Source organism: Phytomonospora endophytica (assembly GCF_014202425.1).
GTDB classification, from domain to species: domain Bacteria; phylum Actinomycetota; class Actinomycetes; order Mycobacteriales; family Micromonosporaceae; genus Phytomonospora; species Phytomonospora endophytica.
In genome coordinates this window covers 92,031-108,573 of the sequence record NZ_JACHGT010000015.1, presented here as the reverse complement: position 1 = coordinate 108,573, position 16,543 = coordinate 92,031, and the positions used below count along the sequence as shown (strand labels likewise).

Genomic DNA, 16,543 nt, shown 5'->3' with positions numbered 1-16,543 from the left:
AGGCCGGGCGCGAACCCGGCCTTCACCGCGCGCCGGGCTAGATCCGGCGCAGTTCGAGGACGTAGGCGTCGGCGGGCCGCAGGACCGGCCCGGTGAGTCCGTAACCGGCCAAGGTCTCCCCCGAGCGCAGGACCTCCGGTTTCCACGGTTCCCCGCGCCAGTCGGGGGCGGGGATCTCCGGGAGCAGGGTGACGGCGTACTCGGCCTCGGGATCGAGGCCCGGCAGGCGCAGGCGGACCGGCGCGGTCGAGGCCGACGTGGCCAGCTGCGCGTAGGCGAAGACGGCGTGGTCGCGGTCGGGCGAGACGATCCCGTAGAGGTGCGCCGACTCGTCGGGGTGGTCGACGCGGACGGTCCGTCCGGTGTGGAGGGTCGGGCGCAGGCGTTTGTAGGCCGCGATCCAGTCGGCGAGTTCGGCGAGTTCGGCGGGCGTGCAGGTGGTGATGTCCCATTCGATCCCGGCGTGCCCGAACAGGGCGGTGACGGTCCGCAGGCGCAGTCCGGTGACCCGGCCCATCTGGTGGTTGACGGGGGCGGAGACGTGCGCGCCGACGATCTCGGGCGGTACGAGCAGCCCGACCCAGCGCTGGATGTGCTGGCGTTCGAGGCCGTCGGTCATGTCGGAGGCCCAGACCCGGTCGGTGCGGGCGAGGATGCCGAGGTCGACGCGGGATCCGCCCGAGGAGCAGGACTCGATTTCGAGTCCGGGGTGGCGGGACTTGAGTTCGTCGATGAGCCGGTAGGCCGCGAGGGTCTGTTCGTGGACGCCGGCGTGGCCGTCGTGGACGGCTTCGACGAGGTCGCGGTTGTGGTCCCATTTGAGGTAGGTCAGGCGGTACTCGGTGACGATGGCGTCGAGGCGTTCCAGGATGTGCGCGTAGGCCTCGGGGCGGGCGATGTCGAGGACCTGCTGGTGGCGCTGGTCGGCGGGGGTGCGGCCGGGCGCGGCGAGGAACCAGTCGGGGTGTTCCCCGGCGAGCGTGGAGCGCGGGTTGATCATCTCGGGTTCGACCCACAGGCCGAACTCGATGCCGGCGGCGCGGACGTGGTCGACGAGGGGATGGAGGCCTTCGGGCCAGACCTCGGGGTCGACGTGCCAGTCGCCGAGCCCGGCGGTGTCGTCGCGGCGGCCGAGGAACCAGCCGTCGTCGAGTACGTAGCGTTCGACGCCGATCTCGGCGGCGCGGTCGGCGAGGGCCTTGAGGCGGTCGAGGTCGTGGTCGAAGTAGACCGCCTCCCACACGTTGAGGGTCAGCGGGCGGTCGCTCGCGGGGTGGGTCTCGCGGCCGCGCATCCAGGCGTGTGTGACCTCGGAGAGCCCGTCGAGGCCCTGTGGGGAGTAGGCGAAGTAGACCCACGGCGTGCGGTAGGTGCCGCCCGGCGCGAGGCGCACCTCCCCGGCGGTGAGCAGTTCGCCGCCGCCGAGGACGGCGTCGGCGTCGTGCAGGCGCTGGGCGAGGTGGACGTGGTTGCCGCTCCAGCCGACGTGCACGCCCCAGACCTCGCCGTGCCGGAAGCCGAAGCCGGGGGTGCCGGCGACGAACAGCGGCGGTGAGTCGAAACCGGTGCGGCCGCGCCGGTTCTCGTGCACCACTGTGGACTGTCCGAACTGGACGCGCTGCGGGAAGCGTTCACGGCCCCAGTGGCCGGTGGTGTCGAGGATCTCGGCGGCCTCGGCGGGCACGGGGAGCAGCGCGAGGACGCCGTCGGCGGTCCACACGCCCTTCCCGGTGTTGCAGACGGTGTGGCGCACCCGCAGCAGCCCTTCGGGCGAGAGGTGCAGTTCGCTGCGGACGTCGATGCCGGCGAGGTCGTCCATGGCGTCGACGGTGATGCTCCCGCCGCCCGCCGGGTCGATGTGGACGGCGGGCGGGGCCGCGACGGTCAGGCGCAGGTGCGGACCGCCCCCGTCGCGGTGACCGGAGACGCCGGGCCGTCCCATCCATCCGTCGCACTGGGCGGGGAGGAGAACGGCGCCGAGGGCGTCGCGGGACTCTTCGACGGTCGGCGCGGAGGTGACCCGGCCGCCCCAGTGGAGGACCCGCGGCAGTCCCGGGCCGGTGGTGTCGATGACGATGCTGGCGGCCCCCGCGGTGAGGACCACGGGGGCTCCGGTGAGGGTGTGGGTCATGGCTCGGGTCGACTCCGCAGGAGGTCTGAGTGGTGGAGGCAGATCGCGTGACGGTGGAGGGGTCCCACCGCGTTCACACTTAATCACAGACGATCGAACATCACCACCGGGAGTTCTCCTGAACTTCTAGTCGAATTCGACGTCCCGGCTGAGCTTCTCCCAGGCGAGCAGTTCGGCACCGGCGCGGTCGGCGCCGGCCATCAGTTCGTCGACGGCGTCGTTGCCGAGCGGCAGCCGCAGCGGGGTGTTCCCGGCGTCGAGGGCCGTCAGGATCGCCGCGGCCGCCTTGGCCGGGTCGCCGGGCTGCTGCCCGTCGCTGGCGGGCAGTGCCCTGCGGACCGGTCCGACGATGTCGTCATAGGCGGCGATCGGGGCCGACAGGTCCAGCGCGCCACCGGCGAAGGAGGTCCGGAACGAACCCGGCTCGACGATGAGGACCTTGATCCCGAAGGGTGCGACCTCGGCCGCGAGCGCCTCCGACAGGCCTTCCAGCGCGAACTTCGTGGCCGAGTAGGCGCCGACACCGGGGAAGGAGAAGCGCCCGCCCATGCTGGTCAGCTGCACGATGGCGCCCGACCCCTGCCGCCGCATGTGGGGCAGTACCGCGCGGGTCAGCGCCGCCGGTCCGAAGAGGTGCAGGTCCATCAGGTCGCGCAGTTCGCGGTCGGTGGTCTCCTCGACGGCGCCGACGATGCCGCGGCCGGCGTTGTTGACCAGCACGTCGACGCGGCCGTACCAGAGCACGACCTCGGCGACGACTTCGGCGACGCGTGCCTGGTCGGTCACGTCCAACGCCAGCACGGCCACCCGGTCGGGGTGGGCGGCGCGAAGGTCGTCGAGGACTTCGACGCGGCGGGCGGTCAGGACCACGGTGTCGCCGGCGGCGAGGGCGGCCTCGGCGATGGCGCGGCCGAAACCGGAGGAGGCGCCGGTGATGAGCCAGACGCGGCCTTCGGCGGGACGGCCGGTGGGAGAGGTGTTCATGTCGTGCTCCTTAGCTCAAGTGGGTGCCGTTCAGTTATCCCCCGGGACGGGTGGTGACGTCCAAGACAGGTTCCTTCTCGCGCCATAAACGGCGTTTATGATCCCCGCATGGAGCTTCGTGAGCTGCGCTATCTCGTCGCGATCGCCGCGGAGGAGAACCTCGGGCGGGCCGCCTCCGTGCTGTTCGTGAGCCAGCCCGCGCTCTCCTACGCGCTGCGGAAACTGGAGTCGGAACTGGGCGTGCGGCTCTTCGACCGGCATCCCGGGGGGGTCTCGCCGACCGCGGCCGGGCGCGAGATCGTCGACGAGGCGCGCCGGACGCTGCGGCAGTCCGAACGGATCACCGCGGCGGCGGCCCGGCATCGCGACGGGGCCGCCTCGGTGCTGCGGGTCGGCTTCGAGGCCAGCGGTGCCGGGGAGCTGACCACGCGGGCGCGGGCGGAGTTCTCCCGGCGGCGCCCGGACGTGCGGGTCGAACCCAAGCGCTTCGACTGGGGCGAGGAGGCCGCGGCCCTGCGCGACGGACGCGCCGACGTGGCCTTCGTGTGGCTCCCGGCCGACCTCGACGGCCTGCACGCCGAGATCGTGCACACCGAGGGGCGCGTGGTCGGCCTGGCCACCGGCCATCCGCTGGCCGAGCGGCCCGTACTGTCCATCATGGACGTCGCGGGGGAACCTCTCATGTGGACCGAGCGGGCTCCGCGGGCCTGGGTCGACTGGTGGGCGGTGAACCCGCGGCCCGACGGGTCCAGCCCGGTGTGGGGACCGCGCAACGACAACGTCGAGGAGATGCTGGAAAGCGTCGCCTGCGGAGCCGCGATCTGTTTCGCACCGGCCAGCATGGCCCGCTACTACGCCCGGCCCGACCTGGTGTGGGTGCCGTTGACCGGCGTGGAGCCGCTGCGGGTCGCGCTGGCCTGGGCCGAGGAGGCCGCGACCGCGCCCGTGCTCGGCTTCGCCGAGGTGGTCCGGGAACTCGCGCACACGGAGCCTAGGCTCCCGTCATGACGACCGATCCCGTGCGGGTACTGCACACGATGGCCGTGGAGCTGGGCGCGATGGCCCAGAACGGCCTGTACTACGCCACCGACAAGTACGACCTGGCGCGCTACCGCCGCATGCGCGAGATGACCGGGGAGATCCTGGAACTGATCGCCGCCACCGATCCGGCCGAACTGCGGGCCGGACTCGACCTCGAACTCGGCCACGCGACACCGAAGCTGGACGTGCGGGGAGCGCTCTTCGACGGCGACAAGGTCCTGCTGGTCAAAGAGGTCCGCGACGGCCGGTGGACACTGCCCGGCGGCTGGGTGGACGCCCTCGACGAGCCGCGCGCGGCCGCCGAGCGCGAGTTCGCCGAGGAAGCCGGTCTGCGGGTCCGCGCGACCCGGCTGGCCGCCCTCCACGACGGCAGCATCCACAATGGACACACCAGCCCGTGGCACGTCTACAAGCTGTTCTTCCTCGTCGAGCGCACCGACGACGCCACACCCACGGCCGGCCTCGACGGCGAGACCAGCGATGTCGGCTTCTTCCGGCTCGACGACCTGCCCGAGCTGTCCACCGGCCGCACGACCGCCGACCAGCTCGCCCTGCTGCTCGCCCACGCCAAGGACGCCTCGCTGCCGACGGATGTCGACTAGGGGTGGAGAGCCTCGACTGGCCCGCGGACGGAGGGGAACTGTTTCGCGCCGGCGGGCGGGCGGGCCGCTTCTACTGGGCGCGCGGCCGTCCCTCGCTCGTCTTCGCCGACGACTGGACCCCGTCCTTCGCGGAGTTGCTCGACGCGATCCCCATGGGCTACACGAGCCTGTCCCTCCTGGAGCGGGTCGCCCTCTACAACACCGGACGGGAGGTCCGGGTCTGGCGGCCCGACGCCACGCAGGCGCCGGACCGGCCGCCGCAGCCGTTCCAGCTGCTGCTCCCGCCGTTCGGCGAGCACGGCCATCAGCTCCTCACCGCGACCTCGGTGGTGGGTCCGGCGCTGCGGGAAGGCCGCGAGCTGTCGGCGCGGACCCGTGGGAAGGTGCTGGTGTGCCAGGCGATCAGTCAGCAGGGTTGGCACTGAGGCGGACCACCGATCGCCGACCCGGACTCGTGGACACGCGCACGCCGCACGGGTAGGGCAACGTTCGCGCCGGAAGGCCCATCGCTGGAGCCGCGCCGCGGAGGCCTACCGCGTCAACCGCGCCGGGCTGAGCCGGTGGGTGATCCGGCCGCAACCGGTCTGCCACACCGATCCGTCCGCTCCGGCGCCGCGCATGCCGAGCACGGCCGCGCCGGACAGCCGGACGACCGCCGGATCGCCGACGGAGGCGAAACCGAAGCTGCGCAGGGGATTCCAGTCCGTGCTGTGCCGCAGGCGACGGCTCAGCTGAGCCCAGCCGTGCGGGCTCCCGGCGATGATCCAGGCGTCCGGCCGGGCCTCGGTGAGGCGACGGGCCGGGCGCAGCCAGGACGCGGCCTCCTCGGGCCAGTCGGCGATCGCGACGACCGTGCGCCCGGCCGCCTCCCACGCCTCGCCGAAGGCGGTGGCGGCGGCCCGCGAGGCGTCGTCGCGGGCGTGGCCGATCGCGACGGTCTGCGCCGCCGACGCCAGCCGCAGCAGCGTCGCCAGCTCCTCCGGCGTGTGCGGGGCCGGGACCGCTCCGGCGGTCAGCCCGGGAATGCGTGGTGAGGAGGTCATGCATCGAGCCTGGCGCGCGGGGAGCGGCCGAACCGGCGGTTTCCGGACCTCGCGCTGACCCGGAGACCGCCGGTCCTCACTGAGCGGTGAGCGCCTCGGTCGGCGAGAGCCGCGCGGCCCGGATCGCCGGGTAGAGACCGGCGATGCCACCGATGACGAGCGTCGCCGCGACACCGCCCGCCGTCGCCCAGACCGGCACCACCGACGGCCAGCCCTGCGTGGTCGCGTACAGCGTCGTGACGGTGATGCCCAGCAGAACGCCGCCCAGTCCCCCGAGTGCCGACAGCAGCAGGGATTCGGCGAGGAACTGGAGCCTGATCTGCCCCCTGGTGGCGCCCAGGGATCTGCGCAACCCGATCTCGGATCGCCGCTCCAGCACCGAGATCACCATCGTGTTGGCCACCCCGACACCGCCGACCAGCAACGCCACTCCCCCGAGCCCCAGCAGCAGGGCCGTGAAGGCCTCGTTGGTCGCCTGCTTCGCGGCGAGCGCGTCGGATGGCCGCGAGACCTTGACCTCGTTGGGGCTCCGCGGATTGGCCGTCGCGGCGAGCACGTCCCGCACGGCCTCGACCTGTTCCTCCACCGAGCGCGTGTAGACCGTCGTCGGGTGCCCGTCGAAGTCCAGATAGGACTCCGCGGCGGGCCAGCCGACGAGCGCGGCCGAATCCAGTTCGGGGGCGAGCGCGACCGGGTCGAGGATTCCGGCGACGGTGAACCACCGCCCGCCGAGCCAGACCCGCACGCCTAGGTCGGTCCTGCCCACGCCGAGCCGCTCGGCCGCCGAGGATCCGAGCACGACCACCGGGTAGCGCTCGGTGGCGGCGTTGAGCCAGACGCCCTCGCCGACGGTCGCGCCGACGGTGGTGAGCAGGTCGAGGGCGGCCGCTTTGACGCCCAGCCCGTTGGTCCGGCCTTCGGGGATCCTGTCGGTGCGGTAGACGGAGGTCTCGGGGACCTTCCCGACGGCCGAGACGTCGGTGACCGGCGCGATCCGGCCGATCATCTCCACCGAGGCGTCGGGCAGGGTCGCCTCGCCACCGAAGATCGTGTCACCCGGTTCGACGGTCAGGAGGTTGGTGCCCAGAGCCTCCAGCCTCCGGTCGAGTTCGGCGCGGCTCGACGAGGAGATCCCGACGACCGCGATCATCGCCGCGATCCCGATGGCGATCCCGAGCGCCGAGAGGAAGACCCGCAGCGGCCGGGTCCGCAGCCCGGCACCGCCGGCCCGCAGCACGTCCGGCGGCCGCATCCGCGCGGGGACGAGGGTGTCGTTCACGCCGCCGCCTCCTCGTGGTGCAGGGCGCCGTCGCGCATCGCGACCTGCCGGGGCAGCGCGGCGGCGATGTCCCGGTCGTGGGTGATGACCAGGACCGTGGTCCCGGCCGCGTGGAGCCCACGCAGCAGCGCCATCACCGAGGCTCCCGATGCGGAGTCGAGGTTGCCGGTCGGCTCGTCGGCCAGCAGCAGCGGCGGGTCGCCGACGACGGCACGGGCGATCGCGACCCGCTGCCGTTCACCGCCCGACAGCTCGTGCGGCAGGTGCGACGCGCGGCCGCCGAGCTCGACCCGCTCCAGGGCGGACGCGGCTCGTCTCCGCCGTTCCCGCAGGCCGGTGCCCGAGTAGAGGAGCCCGTCGGCGACGTTGTCGAGGGCGGTCTGGCCGGGCGCGAGGTGGAAGGACTGGAACACGAAGCCGATCCGTTGCGCCCGCAGCGCCGACACGCGGCGGTCGGACAGGGCCGCGACGTCGAAACCGTCGATGCGGACCGAACCCGTGGTGGGCCGGTCGAGGGTCCCGATCAGGTTCAGCATCGTCGACTTCCCCGAACCCGAGGGACCCACGATCGCGGCCATCTCGCCGTGCGCGATCCGCAGGGAGATCTCCCGGACGGCCGTCACACCGCCCGGATAGGACCTGGTGACCTCGTCGAGTTCGACGATGGGCCCGCTCATCCCGGAACTCCGACGGTCATGCCCTCGGCGAGGCCCTCGCCGGTGACTTCGACCCGGCCGTCGGCGAACAGCCCGGTCTCCACCACGATGATCCGCGTCGAGGAGCCCTCCACGATCTCCAGTCCGTAGCCGCCTTCGGCGAGCGCGAGGAGGGCCGTCACCGGGACGGTGAGGACGTTCTCACGCTGACCGGAGGTGAACAGGACCTTCACGGAGGCGCTGTCGTAGTCGGCGATGGCCTTGGCGTCGTCGACGGTCACGGTGACCTCGATCTTGGTCTCGGCCTCCTCGTCGCCCTGGCCGGGCACGATGACCGTCTGGGTGCGCTCGATCCTCCCCTCGGGCTTCTTCCCGTCGGGGAGTTCGACCCGCACCGCGTCGCCGTCCTCGACGAGGCCGATGGCGGACTCGTCGAGTTCGACGGTGACGACCTTCTCCTTGCCGGTGTAGGTCAGCAGGGCGGTGCCCGGCCCAACGGCGTCGCCGAGGGCCGCGTCGAGCGTCTTGACGCGCACCGACGAGGGCGCATAGACGATCCGGCCCAGTTCGACCGTGCCGGTCTCGGGCAGGCCGAGGTCGGCCTGCCACTCCTTCACCGAGGTGGCGGTGGCATTGGAGTAGGTCTCGTCCACGGTGAAGCCGGTGTAGCCGAGTTCGGCGAGGTTCTTCTCGAACCGCTCGACGTCGGCGCCCTCACCGCCGACGGCGAGTTCCCGGTAGGACGGCAGCGTGCCGTACAGCAGGACGACGGGCAGGTCGTCGATCTCGCAGAGGGCCTTGCCGCGTTTGATCGTGGCGTCGGCCTTCGGGAGGCGGGTCAGCGTGCCGGTGAGGCGCGAGGTGTAGGTCTTGTCGTCGCCGTAGCCGAGCTCGCCGATCTCCGAGCGCCGGTCGACGAGGGTCTGGCGGGTGACCTCGGCCGTCGCGGGCGGCAGGTCGGCGCCGTCGGCGGTCCCGCCGTCATCGCCGAAACCGAAGCCGTAGGTGGCCGCGGCGGTGGCTCCGAGAGCCAGGGCGATGGCGACGGCGAGGCTCACGCGCCGGATCCGGCGGCCGCGTGCGCGGGCCATCAGTTCTCACCGTCCTCGGAGTCCTCGCCCTCCGGGCCCGTCGGCTTGTACTGGGCGCACGCCTCCTCGGCGGCCTTGAACTCCGCACCGCTCGGATCGAAGGCGTCGCCCTCGACGATGATCCCGCCGGTCTCCGGGTCGGGGTCGGGAAAGCCCTCGATGCCGTTCTCGCGCATGCACTCCGCGAAAAGGCGCTGTTCCTCGATCCTCTCCGGGTCGGCCTTGGGCGGTGCCCCGCCGTCGGGCAGAAACTGCTCGCACTCCTCCGTGGCGGCCTTGGCGTCTTCGGGGTCGACGCCTTCGGGCAGCTGGATCTGGATTCCCTCGGCGTCGGGGTCCGGATCGGGGATGTCGATGCCGTGCTCGCGCATGCACTCCCCGAACTTCAGCCTCGCCTCGGCGTCGCTGAGCGTCGAGCCCGCCGAGGGTGCCGCGCCGTCGCCTCCGGCGGTGGCGACGCCCTCGCCGTCACCGGCCGACCCGCAGGCGGTCAGGCTCAGCGCCAGGGCCGCCAGTACCAGTGCCGTTCTGATGCGCATTGTCTCTTTCCTTCTCCGCGCCGGGCGTTCGCCGGCCACGGGAGAAGTACAGGCGAGGGGGTGTTGCGCGGCCGTGGACCGAAACGGAAACGCCCGCGCAACACCCCACCGATCATGATGGGCACATGCGGATACTCGTGGTCGAAGACGAAGGGCTCCTCGCCGACGCGGTGGCGGAGTGGCTGCGCGACGAGGCGCACGCGGTGGACATCGCCCTCGACGGCGGGGCGGCGCTGGAACGTTTCGGCGTCAACGACTACGACGTGGTGATCCTCGACCGCGACCTTCCCGTCGTGCACGGGGACGACGTGTGCCGCGAGATCGCCGTTTCCGGCGGCGACGCGCGGATCCTGATGCTGACCGCCGCCGGCGACGTCGACGACCGCGTCGCCGGGCTCGCCATCGGCGCCGACGACTACCTCCCGAAACCCTTCGCCTTCCGCGAGCTCTCGGCCCGCGTGAACGCCCTCGGCCGTCGCGCGCGCCCAGCGGCCGCGCCCCTGCTCGAACGCGCCGGCATCCGCCTCGACCAGCACCGGCGGCAGGTCCACCGCGACGGGCGGTACGTGCCGCTGTCGCGTAAGGAGTTCGCCGTCCTCGCCGAGCTGCTGCGGGCCGAGGGCGCGGCGGTGTCGGCCGAGCACCTCCTGGAGAAGGCGTGGGACGAGAACGCCGACCCCTTCACCACGGCGGTGCGGATCACGATCCACAAGCTGCGCCGCAAGCTCGGCGAACCGCCGATCGTGCTCACCGAACCGGGAGTGGGGTACCGGATCCCGTGAAACTCCCCGTCCTGACCCTCCGCGCGCGGCTCACCCTCGTCTACGGCGTGCTGTTGCTGGCCGCCGGAACCGTCATGCTCGCCGCGACCTACCTGCTCATGAACCAGCAGCCGCCGAGCGAGGTCGCGCTGCGCGGCGCCACGGGCGACGCACCGCCGCCGGGCGTCGAACCGGGACTGCTGTCCAGCATCGCCCGGATGACCCAGCACGAGGCACAGGCCACGATGCTCCGGCAGGGCGCGATCGCGCTGGCCGTCGTCGCCGCGGCCTCCATCGCGCTCGGCTGGCTCATCGCCGGGCGCATGCTCCAGCCGCTGCACCGGATCACCGACACCGCCCGCCGCATCGCCGACCCGCACACCGGCGAACGCGGCCTGCACGAACGGATCGCGCTCCAGGGACCCGCCGACGAGATCCGGGAACTCGCCGACACCTTCGACGTGATGCTCGCACGTCTCGACCACTCCTTCGACGCGCAGCGGACGTTCATCGCCAACGCCTCGCACGAGCTGCGCACGCCGCTGACACTGAACCGGGCGCTGCTGGAGGTCGCGGTGAACCGCCGGGCCGCGACGCCGGAGATCCGGCAGCTCGGCGACACCCTGCTGGAGATCAACGCCCGGCACGAGAAGCTGATCGACGGGCTGCTCCTGCTGGCGAAGTCGGAGCGCGACATCGGTGAACGGTCCTATGTGGACCTCGCCGACATCGTCGAGCACGTCAGCGCCTGGGTGGACCACGGCGACGTGGTCGTCGAGGCGAAGGCCGAGGAGGCGCCGGTCGAGGGCAACCCGGTCCTGCTGGAGCGGCTGGTGCAGAACCTCGTGGAGAACGCCGTGCGGCACAACCTGCCCGGCGGATGGGTGCGCGTCACGAGCGGGCGGACCGACGAGGGCCGCGTGGAGACACGGGTCGCCAACACCGGCCCGCGCATCGCGCCCTACGACATCCCGACGCTGTTCGAGCCTTTCCGGCGGCTGGCCGCCGAACGGTCGGCGGGCGGTGTCGCAGGGGCCGGGCTCGGTCTGTCGATCGTGCGGGCCATCGCCCACGGCCACGGCGGCGACGTGCGGGCGGAGCCGCGCGACGACGGCGGGCTGATCGTCACGGTGAGCCTGCCCGGGGCCGAGTAGGGTTCACGCCCACCCGTCCCAGTGCAGCACCTCCTCGCGCGCGATCCGCTTCGCCGGCCGGAAATCCGTCCCGATCGTGTAGGCGAGGGGGACGAAGGCGGCGAGCATCACCCGCCGGTACGGAACGCCGAGGAGGCCGGCCATCTCCCGTTCGAGGGGCGCCTGCCCGGTCGTCCAGACCGTACCGAGGCCGCGTTCTCGGGCGGCGAGCATGAAACTCCACACGGCGGGCAGGATCGAGCCCCAGGTGCCGGCCTGCTCGGTGACGTCGGTGCCGTCGGTGCGGCCCTCGACGGCGGGGATCACGATCGCGGGCACGCGGTGGAGGTTGTCGTGGAGGTGCACGAACCCGTCCATGACCTTCCGCGTCGAACGCGGATGCGCCGACATGCGCTCGATGTCGCGTCGCGTCAACGGCGCACCCTGCGCGACGGCGGTCGCGCGGCGCCAGATGCCGGCGAGGGCGGCGATGCGGGCGCGGTCGGTGACGACGATGAAGTGCCAGCGCTGGCGGTTGCGGCCGGTCGGGGCCTGGGTGGCGAGGTCGACGCACTCCTCGATGAGCGCTCGCGGAACGGGGCGGTCGAGGTCGAGGCGGCGGCGGACCGCGCGGGTGGTGGACAGGACCTCGTCGGCGGAGAGGTTGAGGCGCATGGGATTCCTTCGCTCGGTGGGGAAGTCCCAGCCTCGGCGCGCGTTGCAGAGTTCGGCAAGGCGCGAGTTCCACGACGTGAAAGGAGTGACGCATGCCCGTGGTCGCGAGGAGTCTGTCGGTGCTCGACGCGTTCGGCGACGGCGTGCCGTCCCTGCGCTTGAGCGCCATCGCCGCCCGCACCGGCCTTCCGGCGCCGACGACGCTGCGGCTGGTCCGCGAGCTGGTCGCGTGGGGAGGGCTGGAACGGCAGGCCGACGGCTCCTACCGCCTCGGCACGCGCCTGTGGGTCCTCGGCAACCGCGCGCCCTGCCCCCAGCGGCTGCGCGACGCCGTCGGCCTTCCCATCCTGCACGCCGCCACCGGGCACTCCGCGCACGTCGCCGTCGCCGACACGGCGGGTGCCCTGGTCATCGGCGAGAGCGGTGGGCTCGTGCCCGACGGCACGCTCCTCCCCTGGCATGCCACCGCCGCCGGGCTGGTCCTCCTGGCCTGGGCCGACGACGACGTCCGCGCCTCCGCGCTGGCCGCGCCCGCGCGGCTGACGCCGTACACGGTCACCGCACCCGGCCTGCTCACCGAACGGCTCCGCCGGATCCGGCACGGCGAGGTCGCGGTGTCGCGCGAGGAGTGGCGGCCGGGCCGCACGCACGTCGCCGTCGCCGTACCGGGACCGCACGGCCGTCCCGCCGGCGCGCTGGCGCTGGCGGGACGGACCGCGATCCCGCCCGGCGCGGTCGCCGCGCTGCGGCGGACGGCGGCCGCGGCCGGGGCGGTGCTTGCGCGTCACTGATGGGCGGTCTTGCCGCCGTCGAGGACCAGCTGGTTGCCGGTCATGTACGGGAACTCGCCGGAGGCGAGCGCCAGCGCGCCGACCGCGATCTCCTCGGGCGTGGCCATGCGCGCGAGGCCCGGGACGCTGGCCTTGCCGAAGGCGGTGGCCATCGTCGCCCACACCTCGTCGGGGAGGTTCTCGGCCCCGGCGAGGCGGCGGACGAAGTCGGTGTTCGTCGTGCCGGGGACCAGGGCGTTGACGCGGATCCCGTCGGCGGCGTAGTCGTGCGCGGCGGCCTGGACGAGGCCGATGAGCGCGCGTTTGGCCGAGGCGTAGGCGGACTTGTTCTCGGCGGTCGAGATGGCGTTCGAGGAGGAGGTGACCACGATGGTGCCTCCGCCGCGTTCGATGAGGTGCGGGACCTGGTACTTCATGGCGAGGAAGACACCTCGCAGGTCGGTGCCGACGACGTCGTCCCATTCGGCGGCGGTGAGCTCGTGGAGGCGTTTCTCGATGGAGATGCCGGCGTTGTTGAAGCACACGTCGAGGCCGCCGTAGACGGACACGGTCTGCTCGACGAAGGCGCGGACGTCTTCTTCGACGCGCACGTCGGCGCGCACGTAGGTGGCCTCACCGCCGGCGTCGCGGATCTCGCGTTCGACCTCGCGGCCGAGTTGCTCGCGCCTTCCGCAGAAGGAGACCTTCGCACCCTCGGCCGCGAAGAGCGTCGCGGCGGCGCGCCCGATGCCCGAGGTCGCGCCGGTGATGATCACGACCTTGTTCTCGAAGCGCCGGGCCGAGGCGGGTTCGACGACCGGCGGTGTTCCCGCGCCCTGCAGGGCGACGGCGGAGCCGACGGCTCCGGCGGCCAGGCCGACCGTGGCGCCGACGGCTCCGGCGAGGACGCGCCGGCGGCTGCGGGGTTTCGCCGCGGGGGTCGTCTCCTCGGGTGCCGTCTCCTCGGTGGTCGCGTTGTCCCTGGTGTCTTCGGTGTCAGTCATGCCCCGAAGCCTTCCCCGCGCCCGGGCCGCCGCCATCTGTCATGGTGACCGGTCTCAGCGAGGTCTCAGTCCACCGGCCTACTTTCGTTCCATGGGTGGAGAACGGCGGCGGGCGATCGACGACGTGGTGGCGCGGGGCGGGGTCCTCGTGGTCCGGGGTGAGGCGGGGATCGGGAAGACGACGCTGATCGACGAGGCCGTCGGCACCAGACGGGCGCTGCGGGTCCGCGGAGTGGAGTCGGAGGTGGAGTTGCCCTTCAGCGGCCTGCACCAGCTCCTGTCCCCCGTGCGGTCCGATGTGGACGCTCTGCCGCGCAACCGGCGGGAGGCCCTCCGGGCGGCCCTCGACGGCGACGGTCCCGCCACCGACCTGCGTGTGTGCGCCGCCGCGCACGAACTTCTCACCGGGCTTGCCGAGCGGGATCCGCTCGTGATCGTGACCGACGACGCCCAGCACGTCGACCGCGCCACGCTCGCCGTCCTGCTGTTCTGCGCGCGGCGGCTGACCGGTACGCGCCTGACGATGCTCTTCGCCGTCCGCGACCCGGGACGTCGCGGCCTCGACGCCGGCGACCTGCCCGAACTGCGCCTGTCCGGTCTCGACCGGGCCGAGGCCGCCGCGCTGCTGCCCGGGCTCGACCCGGGCACCCGCGAACTCGTCCTCGACACCGCGCGCGGCAATCCCCTCGCGCTCACCCGTCTCGCGGCGGCCGACCCGTCGCGCCTGACCGCCGACACGCTGCTGACCGGCTCGGTCCCCGTCGACGAGGTGCTGCGGCGGGTGTTCCGCGAGCGTCTCGACGTGCTGCCGGCCGGGGAGCGGCGGGCGCTGCTGGTCGCGGCGGCCGACGACACCGGCCGGGCCGAGGTCATCGCGGCGGCACGTGAACATCTGGGACTCGACGGCACGGCCGCCGACGTCGAGCACCCGCTGATGCGCTCGGCCGCCTACGACGCCGCCACCGGCGCCGAACGACGCGAGGCCCACGACGCCCTCGACGCCGTCCTGCACGGCCTCGGCGACCGGGTCCGCGCCCGCCGCCACCGCGCGCTGGCCACCGAGCGGCCCGACGAGAGCCTCGCCGCCGCCCTCGAACGCGACGCCCGCGCGGCCACCGGCCGGGGCGGGATGGCCGCGACGACCTCGGCGCTGCTGCACGCCGCGAGGCTGTCGGCCCGTCCCGCCGACCGCGCCCGGCGCGTCGCGCAGGCCGCGCACGCGGCCTGGAAGTCGGGCCACGCCGTCCTCGCGCGGTCGCTGGTCGAGTCGGCCGAACGCGTCGGCGCCGACGCCGTCGACCTCGTCCGGCTGCGCGGCCTCATCGACCTCTACGGTGGCCACCAGGCCACCGCGCACGCCGAACTCGTCCGGGGTGCGGCGTCGTTGCGCAGGCACGGGCACCTCGACCAGGCCGCCGAGCTGGCCTTCATGGCCGTCGACGCCGCCCTGCACGCCGACCTGCCCGAGGAGGCCGCCGCGGCCGCCTCCGTCGTCGCCGAGACCCACCCGGACCCGGCCTACCGCCGCTACGGTCGCTGGCTCACCGCCGCGGCGGAAGGCCGCGCCGACGTCACCGCCGCCGACCCGTGGCGCGTCCACGAAGCCGCGCCCGCCGCGATCGCCCGCTCCGGCGCGCATCGCTGGATCCTGCCGCTGGCCATCGCCCGGGTCAGCGCGCGCCCGCGCGAGGCCCGCGAGTTCGCCCTCACCGCCTGCGAGCGGATGCGCGCGACCGGGATGATCGCGTTGTGCGCGGTGCCGACGCTGTGGCTGGCGGAGCTGGAGCACCGGCTCGGGATGTGGACCGAGGCGGCGGAGCACGCCCGCGAAGGGCTCGCGCTGGCCCGTGACGCCGGGCAGCCGGTCGCCGAGGCGGACCTCCTGGCGCTCTCGGCGCTCCTGCACGCCGACCGGGGTGAGCTCGCCGAGGCCGAGCGGGCGTCGGCGGAGGCGCTGGTCCTGGCGCGCGAGTACGGCAACCGGCTCGCGGCGGCGCGGGCCACCTGGGCGGCGGGGCGGGCGGCGGCGCTGCGGGGTGACGCCGCCCGCGCCGCTTCACTGCTCGGCGAACTGGGGGTGGCGGGCGGAGCCAGTGCGCACCGGACCGTGCGGGGCGAGTCGCTGCCCGACGTGGCGGAGGCGTCGCTTCGGTCGTCCTGTCCCGCACCGGAAGCCGAGGGTCCACCGTGGACGGTCGCGCTGCTGGCGGGACTCGGTGGTGATGATCCCGAGACGAACCTGAGCCGCGCGGTGTCCCTTCTGGACGGTGCCGAGCGGCCCTACGAGCTGGCGCGCGCGTCCCTGGCGCTCGGCCAGTGGCTGCGCCGGTCGCGCAGGCCCCGCGACGCCCGCGAGCCGCTGCGCCGGGCCGCTCTGCTCTTCGACGAGCTGGGCGCGGCGCCCTGGGCGGCGACCGCGCACGACGAGCTGCGCGCCTGCGGCGATGCCGTACCGCGCCCGGCGGGCGCGACGGCCGGGCTCACCTCGCGGGAGCTGACCGTGGCGGCGCTGGCCGCGCGGGGACTCAGCAACCGGGAGATCGGGGCGCGGTTGTTCCTGAGCCCACGCACGGTCGGATACCACCTGGCGAAGGTGTTCACGAAGGTCGGCGTCTCGGCGCGCGGCCAACTGCGCGGTCTCGACCTGGGCGCGGCGAAGCTCACGGCGACCTGAGCGGCGGGTTCGGGGCGGGATGGGCAGGGCGTCCGCGAGGGCCGCGCGAACGCGAGATGGCGGCACGGGACAGCGGGCTGGAGCAGGGTGCCCGGTGATCGGGCCGCGCGGGGAAGCGGCATCGTGTGCGCGGCGATCCAAGGGCACGCATCAGCCGCAC

Annotated in this window: 16 protein-coding genes; 7 read left to right on the top strand and 9 right to left on the bottom strand. The window is 73.5% G+C overall.

What is annotated here, in order from left to right; genetic code table 11:
• Positions 1-37 precede the first annotated feature (37 nt).
• Both HNR73_RS29500 and HNR73_RS29495 read right to left on the bottom strand, forming a co-directional pair.
• Positions 38-2,131 (bottom strand): alpha-galactosidase, encoded by a 2,094-nt coding sequence (locus tag HNR73_RS29500; RefSeq protein ID WP_184790939.1) that lies wholly within the window; start codon positions 2,129-2,131, stop codon positions 38-40.
• Positions 2,132-2,257: 126 nt separating this feature from the next.
• Positions 2,258-3,115 (bottom strand): oxidoreductase, encoded by an 858-nt coding sequence (locus tag HNR73_RS29495; RefSeq protein ID WP_184790938.1) that lies wholly within the window; start codon positions 3,113-3,115, stop codon positions 2,258-2,260.
• Positions 3,116-3,223: 108 nt separating this feature from the next.
• Here HNR73_RS29495 and HNR73_RS29490 point away from each other — a divergent pair, with 108 nt between their 5' ends.
• Genes HNR73_RS29490 through HNR73_RS29480 form a run of 3 tightly spaced genes read left to right on the top strand, consistent with a single transcriptional unit; the run spans position 3,224 to position 5,183 of the window.
• Entirely contained in the window at positions 3,224-4,123 is a 900-nt protein-coding gene (locus HNR73_RS29490; protein ID WP_184790937.1) for a LysR family transcriptional regulator, read from the top strand.
• A complete protein-coding gene (locus tag HNR73_RS29485; RefSeq protein ID WP_184790936.1) occupies positions 4,120-4,758 on the top strand; it encodes an NUDIX hydrolase in 639 nt (212 codons plus the stop codon). Before HNR73_RS29490 ends, HNR73_RS29485 begins: the two co-directional genes overlap by 4 nt.
• 2 nt (positions 4,759-4,760) lie before the next feature.
• The gene (locus HNR73_RS29480; RefSeq protein WP_184790935.1) at positions 4,761-5,183 is read left to right on the top strand and encodes a hypothetical protein; all 423 of its coding nucleotides are present in this window, start codon (positions 4,761-4,763) and stop codon (positions 5,181-5,183) included.
• A gap of 105 nt (positions 5,184-5,288) precedes the next feature.
• Here HNR73_RS29480 and HNR73_RS29475 read toward each other — a convergent pair whose 3' ends face one another.
• The 5 genes from HNR73_RS29475 to HNR73_RS39220 form a co-directional block, all read right to left on the bottom strand.
• Positions 5,289-5,801: a type 1 periplasmic-binding domain-containing protein gene (locus tag HNR73_RS29475; RefSeq protein WP_184790934.1), complete on the bottom strand. Its 513-nt coding sequence runs from the start codon at positions 5,799-5,801 to the stop codon at positions 5,289-5,291.
• A 76-nt stretch (positions 5,802-5,877) separates the two neighbouring features.
• Complete coding sequence (locus HNR73_RS29470) at positions 5,878-7,053, bottom strand: ABC transporter permease (protein ID WP_184791060.1); 1,176 nt, start codon at positions 7,051-7,053, stop codon at positions 5,878-5,880.
• A gap of 23 nt (positions 7,054-7,076) precedes the next feature.
• The gene (locus HNR73_RS29465; RefSeq protein WP_203686336.1) at positions 7,077-7,745 is read right to left on the bottom strand and encodes an ABC transporter ATP-binding protein; all 669 of its coding nucleotides are present in this window, start codon (positions 7,743-7,745) and stop codon (positions 7,077-7,079) included.
• An 8-nt stretch (positions 7,746-7,753) separates the two neighbouring features.
• Positions 7,754-8,827 carry an efflux RND transporter periplasmic adaptor subunit gene (locus tag HNR73_RS29460; RefSeq protein ID WP_203686324.1) on the bottom strand — a complete coding sequence of 358 codons (1,074 nt, stop codon included), beginning with the start codon at positions 8,825-8,827 and terminating at the stop codon, positions 7,754-7,756.
• Positions 8,827-9,366, bottom strand: coding sequence for a hypothetical protein (locus HNR73_RS39220; RefSeq protein ID WP_203686326.1), 540 nt, complete (start codon positions 9,364-9,366; stop codon positions 8,827-8,829). The genes HNR73_RS29460 and HNR73_RS39220 overlap by 1 nt, the downstream gene beginning before the upstream one ends.
• A gap of 125 nt (positions 9,367-9,491) precedes the next feature.
• On the opposite strand from HNR73_RS39220, the gene HNR73_RS29455 reads away from it, so the two are divergent.
• Both HNR73_RS29455 and HNR73_RS29450 read left to right on the top strand, forming a co-directional pair.
• Positions 9,492-10,148, top strand: a complete 657-nt coding sequence (locus HNR73_RS29455) for a response regulator transcription factor (protein ID WP_184790932.1) — start codon at positions 9,492-9,494, stop codon at positions 10,146-10,148.
• Positions 10,145-11,281: a sensor histidine kinase gene (locus HNR73_RS29450; protein WP_239122157.1), complete on the top strand. Its 1,137-nt coding sequence runs from the start codon at positions 10,145-10,147 to the stop codon at positions 11,279-11,281. Before HNR73_RS29455 ends, HNR73_RS29450 begins: the two co-directional genes overlap by 4 nt.
• Before the next feature lie 3 nt (positions 11,282-11,284).
• Here HNR73_RS29450 and HNR73_RS29445 read toward each other — a convergent pair whose 3' ends face one another.
• Complete coding sequence (locus HNR73_RS29445) at positions 11,285-11,935, bottom strand: nitroreductase family protein (protein WP_184790931.1); 651 nt, start codon at positions 11,933-11,935, stop codon at positions 11,285-11,287.
• Positions 11,936-12,027: 92 nt separating this feature from the next.
• Here HNR73_RS29445 and HNR73_RS29440 point away from each other — a divergent pair, with 92 nt between their 5' ends.
• Complete coding sequence (locus HNR73_RS29440) at positions 12,028-12,726, top strand: IclR family transcriptional regulator (RefSeq protein ID WP_184790930.1); 699 nt, start codon at positions 12,028-12,030, stop codon at positions 12,724-12,726.
• Here the strand turns inward: HNR73_RS29440 and HNR73_RS29435 are convergent.
• Positions 12,720-13,709 (bottom strand): SDR family NAD(P)-dependent oxidoreductase, encoded by a 990-nt coding sequence (locus tag HNR73_RS29435; RefSeq protein ID WP_184790929.1) that lies wholly within the window; start codon positions 13,707-13,709, stop codon positions 12,720-12,722. The genes HNR73_RS29440 and HNR73_RS29435 overlap by 7 nt on opposite strands.
• 91 nt (positions 13,710-13,800) lie before the next feature.
• Between HNR73_RS29435 and HNR73_RS29430 the strand changes: the two genes are divergently transcribed.
• Entirely contained in the window at positions 13,801-16,383 is a 2,583-nt protein-coding gene (locus tag HNR73_RS29430; protein WP_184790928.1) for a helix-turn-helix transcriptional regulator, read from the top strand.
• Positions 16,384-16,543 lie beyond the last annotated feature (160 nt).

Bases quoted from the DNA above. Each gene is read 5' to 3' on its own strand.
- HNR73_RS29485 (WP_184790936.1), top strand. From the start codon at position 4,120: ATGACGACCGATCCCGTGCGGGTACTGCACACGATGGCCGTGGAGCTG.
- HNR73_RS29470 (WP_184791060.1), bottom strand. From the start codon at position 7,053: ATGCGGCCGCCGGACGTGCTGCGGGCCGGCGGTGCCGGGCTGCGGACC.
- HNR73_RS39220 (WP_203686326.1), bottom strand. From the start codon at position 9,366: ATGCGCATCAGAACGGCACTGGTACTGGCGGCCCTGGCGCTGAGCCTG.
- HNR73_RS29435 (WP_184790929.1), bottom strand. From the start codon at position 13,709: ATGACTGACACCGAAGACACCAGGGACAACGCGACCACCGAGGAGACG.
- HNR73_RS29475 (WP_184790934.1), bottom strand. From the start codon at position 5,801: ATGACCTCCTCACCACGCATTCCCGGGCTGACCGCCGGAGCGGTCCCG.
- HNR73_RS29455 (WP_184790932.1), top strand. From the start codon at position 9,492: ATGCGGATACTCGTGGTCGAAGACGAAGGGCTCCTCGCCGACGCGGTG.
- HNR73_RS29460 (WP_203686324.1), bottom strand. From the start codon at position 8,827: ATGGCCCGCGCACGCGGCCGCCGGATCCGGCGCGTGAGCCTCGCCGTC.
- HNR73_RS29430 (WP_184790928.1), top strand. From the start codon at position 13,801: ATGGGTGGAGAACGGCGGCGGGCGATCGACGACGTGGTGGCGCGGGGC.
- HNR73_RS29445 (WP_184790931.1), bottom strand. From the start codon at position 11,935: ATGCGCCTCAACCTCTCCGCCGACGAGGTCCTGTCCACCACCCGCGCG.
- HNR73_RS29500 (WP_184790939.1), bottom strand. From the start codon at position 2,131: ATGACCCACACCCTCACCGGAGCCCCCGTGGTCCTCACCGCGGGGGCC.
- HNR73_RS29495 (WP_184790938.1), bottom strand. From the start codon at position 3,115: ATGAACACCTCTCCCACCGGCCGTCCCGCCGAAGGCCGCGTCTGGCTC.
- HNR73_RS29440 (WP_184790930.1), top strand. From the start codon at position 12,028: ATGCCCGTGGTCGCGAGGAGTCTGTCGGTGCTCGACGCGTTCGGCGAC.
- HNR73_RS29490 (WP_184790937.1), top strand. From the start codon at position 3,224: ATGGAGCTTCGTGAGCTGCGCTATCTCGTCGCGATCGCCGCGGAGGAG.